The organism is Streptomyces sp. sk2.1 (assembly GCF_008120935.1).
In the GTDB taxonomy this organism is placed as follows: domain Bacteria; phylum Actinomycetota; class Actinomycetes; order Streptomycetales; family Streptomycetaceae; genus Streptomyces.
In genome coordinates, this window is sequence record NZ_RDBO01000227.1 from 1 (window position 1) to 4,533 (window position 4,533).

Sequence of the window (4,533 nt, forward strand, 5' to 3'; positions counted from 1 at the left end):
CGGTGAACACACCAGTGTTCCGCCAGACCCGAAAGCGCCCGTAGACGGTCGGCCACGGCCCGAACTCGGCCGGCATCTCACGCCACTGCGCGCTGGTCCTGAACCGCCAGATCACCCCCTCGAACTGATCCCTCAGCCGCTCGGGGTACGGACCGTACTCGCCGATCGGCAGATACGGCTCGATCAACTCCCATTGGTTATCCGTGAGTTGCCTACGCGTCACGACCGCATTCCTACCGGATCCGCCCTCCAGACGGACCCGGATCCACAGGATTGATCACGACATCACACAGGCCCTAACGCTGTACGGGGGCCTGCGCAGCCTGGGCGAAGTGCAGCACGACAGCCTTGGCCCCGGCGGCGACCTCGTCCGACAGGCTGCTGCTGCGCGGGTGAGCAGGGTGGTTCTTCACCCAGATCATGGAGAACTTGATGATCTGGTCGATGTCGCTGGGACGCAGCAGGATCGCGTCGCCGGTGTGGAGCGGCTCGGGCTGCCGGCACTGCCACAGCCGGTAGAAGCGGCCCTCGACGTCGTTGAATCCGAGGTGCCGATCACCATGCGGGTTGATCAGGTGAGTGGTGAAGGGCAGATCGTTCGGGCCCGGCTGCCAGGGCTGCTCCGGCTGGCTCAACATGTCCTCCGTCGGTATGCGGTGGTCACAACGGTTCCGAGTGTGTCAGCGCCGGGCGGGGGCGGCCCGGGCTTCCGGATGTTTCGCCCGCCCCGGGGCCGACGAGCGCACGCCGGGTCAACGGCGCCCGATCGTGCCGCGGACGAGGACGTAGGGAGTCACGCAGAAGGCGCCGATGTTGCAGACGACGAGCATGGTGATGAACAGCCAGTAGGAGAAGCCGTGGCCGTCGGACGAGGCGACGAGGGACCCGTAGGTGAGGCTGATGAAGATGCCGGTGCCAGCGAGCCCGGCAGCCCAGCCCAGCACGCTCATGCCGAAGCCGAGACCGATGAAGGACCAGAACAGGGCGGGAGCGGCAAGGGTCGCGATGGCCAAGAACAGCGGCGCGGTGACGTCCCGGTCGCCGATGAAGTCCATAAGCTGAGGGACGGAGATGAAAGTCCATAAGCCAATGAAGGCGAGGCCGATGACGACAGCGGCGATCGTGATCACACGGTTGGTGCGGCTGGCACACCCCCACACCGGGGCCCGGCGCCTCCCGAAACAGTCACTGACCTGCACCACTGACGCTGAAGTTGAGCCGATGGGCGTTTGTGCCATTGATGAAGGGCGACGCTCACACGGCCGTCGCGCATTTCAGCGGCTGACGGTTCACCCTGCTCCGCTGCCGAGAGCTTGATCCGGCTGACTCACCCAGCAGCGTTCGTGCGCGTTCCAGTAAAGGTCGGCAATCTGTCCGTTCTCCAGGTAACTGGCACACCAGACGACACTCATCCATCGCACAGTGAGGGGCACTCCAGAAGGGAGCGCCTCGTAGTCGATCGTGACGAGCTGCGAAAGAGCGTGGGTGGGCACATCCTCTGAGAGCGTGATCCGGGATTCAAGCGGCTCGGTGGGGCGCGGAGCTGTTCGGATCAAGATGCGCTTGAAAGTGCTCAGAGCTTGGCTGGCATGCTGATCGATTTTCTGAGAGAACACTTCTCCCAGGGAGGACGCGACCGCTTGGACGAAGGGGACCAGAGCAAGGGTCGCAACGACTGATGGGACATCAATAACGCTGTAAAGTTCCGGCTCAGGACGCACCACCACGAGATCCAAGAGTCGCATGAACTCTTCGATGACCTCTTCAGGGAGGGGGTCCTCGCCGCTTACCAGCTTGTCCATGAGCTCCGCGGCGCGCTGCTCGACAGGAACCTGTTCTTCCACTCTGCCCCCGCTTGTTTGGTTGCGCCGTGCCGGAGCCCTGGCCGACGGGCACGGCGCGGCGCCTGGAATACAGACCCGCAGGTTCAAAGCGCGTGCTGGTCGGCGCGGGGCTGCTCATGCGGAGGGTCTACCCAGACGCCCTGTCAGCAACGCCTCTTCCCGCCACCAGCCGATGTCAGCCCGGTTGTACTGGCAGGGCACTGCGTACGAGAGCGGCTTCCACATGTACGACGGCAAACTGCCCATCGTCGTCACCGGCATGAAGCAACTCCAGGAGCACGGCCCGGCCGGAGCGATCTTCCGGCGCTTCGGCCGACCGTACAACCAGACCCTCCTCGAGGCGATCGGCAACCCGCGCCGCGAAGCCCACGACACCCGCCAGCAGACCGAACACGCCGCCCGCGACCGGGAACACAAGGAACAGCTGCGCCGCGCGGCCGAGCAGCAGAAGGCCGAGCGGGAAGCCAGCCGTCCCGTGTGCACCGGCTGCGGCACTCGGTTCACTGACGAACGGTGGAAGGACATCGAGCCCGCCGGGTGGGACGTCCCGCGGGATACCCACCCGCGCCTGTGTGACGACTGCAAGCAGCAAGCCGTCGCCGCCGAACGCCAAGCCGAGCAGGCCGAGCGTGAGTACCAGGAACAGGACCAGGCGGTGCCCGAGCAGAAGACTGGCGGATGGTTCTCACGGCTGCGCCCTTGACTTGGGCAAGCCCAAGGCCACCCTGGGCAAGCCCAAGGCCATCCTGGGCAAGCCCGCGTTGTCGGTGCGGCTGCGAGGCTGGAACGCATGGACAGGAACGAGGAATTGCTGCGCGGCTGGATCTACGGAGAGGACTACGACTATCCCCGGCCCAGCCCCAAGTCCGGCCGGACCTATGCCAAGTCCGGTCGGCGGGCCTGGCCCGCGCCCCAGAAAGAGGGGGCGCGGGCCAGGCCCGTGATGACGCCGGGCACTTTACTCGTCCCGGCGCCGCATGGCGGCCATCACCACATCCCGCTTGTGCTCGGAGTCGTGGGGGAGCACAACCTGGGCCAGGAGGATGATGCCCGGCATCAGGATGCCGACGACGGAGACCACGGTTACGGCCCACCATGGGGCACCCGCCAGAACGAGGAAGCCGGCCGCTGCGCTCCCGCTCAGCATCACGACCTTGCTGCCGGTACGGCCGTTCTGCCTGGGCGGCGTCGGAGCGGGAGCGGGGAGCCCGGGCTGCTGCAGGGGAGTGCTCACCGGCCTTCTCCATTCGTGGCTGTGGCCACGTCCAGATTCCGACGGCGCTCCCACTCGGCCTCGATCGGCGGCGGCACGACCAGCTTGCCCTCCCGGCGGAGCTTCCTAACCTTGTTACGGAAGGTGTAGAGAGCATTGTCGACGTTGCCGAGCTTGATCCCGAGAGCCTCGGAGACCTCATCCCGCGAGCAGCCCTCCAAAACCATGTGCCACACCGCGCGGTTGCGCGGCTTGAGGTCATCGATCATGGCCGTGAGGGTGGAGCACAAAACGATGACGTCGTCGGGTGCCGGGCCCACTGCAAGCGCTGGCTCCACGGCGGCCGGGTGCAGGACGCCCGACAGGATCCACCCTCGCTTGTGCTCATTGACCGCTGTCACGAACCTGTCCGCGCGCTCCCGCCGCCAGTCGGAGAACGCCCGGGGGAAGACCAGCCCGCACCGGCCGACGAAGAACGACGCGAGCGACTTGTACTTGTTGTCCTTGCCTGGGTTAGCCGCCGGGTCGTAACCTCCCTTCCTCAACGTGCTCGGCAAGGTCCGCATGGCCTCGCTGATGGTCATGGTCGCGATGACAGCCCGGTCATCGAAGTTGCTGTGCAGGGCCGAGCCTTCCTCGCTGCTCAGCACCAACGGCGTCTCCGAGTGAGCGATCAACGCCATGAGCTTGAAGCTCTTGCGCATCGCAACGTGCAGCGTCTTGTAGGCGTACACGTACAGCTCGTCCGCCAGCTGTTCCCACTCCCGGCCCTGGAATCCCGCCGCGACCACGCGGTCGACGCGGTCCACGTTCTGCTGGATCTCGAGCGGCAGTTCGCCGCCCGCGCTACCCGGAACCTGGGAGCTTGATCTCTTCGTCTTGCTCACGCGCATAGCCTTCCCCTGTTGGACACCCGCCCCAGATTTGGGGGTCGTTTGATGCTTGTCATAGAAACCGGTCGCCCGCTCTATGCAGACAAGTCGCCGATTGCACTAAGAATCTGGCGAAAAATCCACGCGACATTTGAAATTGAGGGCACGTGAGGTCTACGAAACCGTGCCTGGGCAGCCCTTCGGAACGACTCCGGGCTTTGCCCGGACAAATACCGGACAACGCCAGACAGCGGGTCACAGCGTTACTGACTTCGGCTCGTCAGGGTGGGGTCGGGGTGTCGAGGGTCAGGCCGGTGCCGGCTATGAAGTCGTCGAGGGTGTCGGGGCGGTACTGCAGGCGCTTGAGCCGGTTGCGGACGAGGGCCTCGAGTCGGTCGAGGGCCATGACGGCGAGGTTGGCCAGGCTTCGTTTGACGTGCGCCCAGACCCACTCGACGGGGTTGAGGTCGGGCGAGTAGGCGGGAAGCAGGAACACCGTCAGCCATGCACGCTCGGCGATCAACTCGCGCATGGCGTGGGAGACGTGGGTGTTCAGGCGGTCCCAGACCAGCAAGATCGGCGCCTTGACGAGCTGGTGCACGCC

At 65.6% G+C, this 4,533-nt stretch carries 8 protein-coding genes; 1 reads left to right on the top strand and 7 read right to left on the bottom strand.

The genetic code is table 11. The features are described from left to right. The 4 genes from EAO76_RS42900 to EAO76_RS42915 form a co-directional block, all read right to left on the bottom strand. Positions 1-223: transposase (locus EAO76_RS42900; RefSeq protein WP_148841624.1), on the bottom strand; the 223-nt coding region annotated here is incomplete at its 3' end. Positions 224-296: 73 nt separating this feature from the next. Further along, positions 297-638, bottom strand: coding sequence for a hypothetical protein (locus tag EAO76_RS42905; protein WP_148841625.1), 342 nt, complete (start codon positions 636-638; stop codon positions 297-299). A 114-nt stretch (positions 639-752) separates the two neighbouring features. After that, positions 753-1,130, bottom strand: coding sequence for a hypothetical protein (locus EAO76_RS42910; RefSeq protein WP_262376247.1), 378 nt, complete (start codon positions 1,128-1,130; stop codon positions 753-755). Between the two features lie 159 nt (positions 1,131-1,289). After that, positions 1,290-1,844: a hypothetical protein gene (locus EAO76_RS42915; RefSeq protein ID WP_148841626.1), complete on the bottom strand. Its 555-nt coding sequence runs from the start codon at positions 1,842-1,844 to the stop codon at positions 1,290-1,292. A 223-nt stretch (positions 1,845-2,067) separates the two neighbouring features. Between EAO76_RS42915 and EAO76_RS45170 the strand changes: the two genes are divergently transcribed. Further along, on the top strand, positions 2,068-2,547 hold the full coding sequence (locus EAO76_RS45170) for a hypothetical protein (RefSeq protein WP_187439054.1): 480 nt from the start codon (positions 2,068-2,070) through the stop codon (positions 2,545-2,547). A 255-nt stretch (positions 2,548-2,802) separates the two neighbouring features. On the opposite strand, the gene EAO76_RS42925 is transcribed toward EAO76_RS45170, so the two are convergent. The 3 genes from EAO76_RS42925 to EAO76_RS42935 form a co-directional block, all read right to left on the bottom strand. Continuing rightward, positions 2,803-3,078 (bottom strand): hypothetical protein, encoded by a 276-nt coding sequence (locus tag EAO76_RS42925; RefSeq protein ID WP_262376249.1) that lies wholly within the window; start codon positions 3,076-3,078, stop codon positions 2,803-2,805. Beyond that, positions 3,075-3,944, bottom strand: a complete 870-nt coding sequence (locus EAO76_RS42930; protein WP_148841627.1) for a hypothetical protein — start codon at positions 3,942-3,944, stop codon at positions 3,075-3,077. Before EAO76_RS42930 ends, EAO76_RS42925 begins: the two co-directional genes overlap by 4 nt. A 265-nt stretch (positions 3,945-4,209) precedes the next feature. Next, the coding region (locus tag EAO76_RS42935; protein WP_262376250.1) for a transposase at positions 4,210-4,533 on the bottom strand (324 nt) is incomplete at its 5' end.

Excerpts from the sequence above, each read along its gene's own strand:
- EAO76_RS42905 (WP_148841625.1), bottom strand. The coding sequence starts at position 638 with ATGTTGAGCCAGCCGGAGCAGCCCTGGCAGCCGGGCCCGAACGATCTG.
- EAO76_RS45170 (WP_187439054.1), top strand. The coding sequence starts at position 2,068 with ATGTACGACGGCAAACTGCCCATCGTCGTCACCGGCATGAAGCAACTC.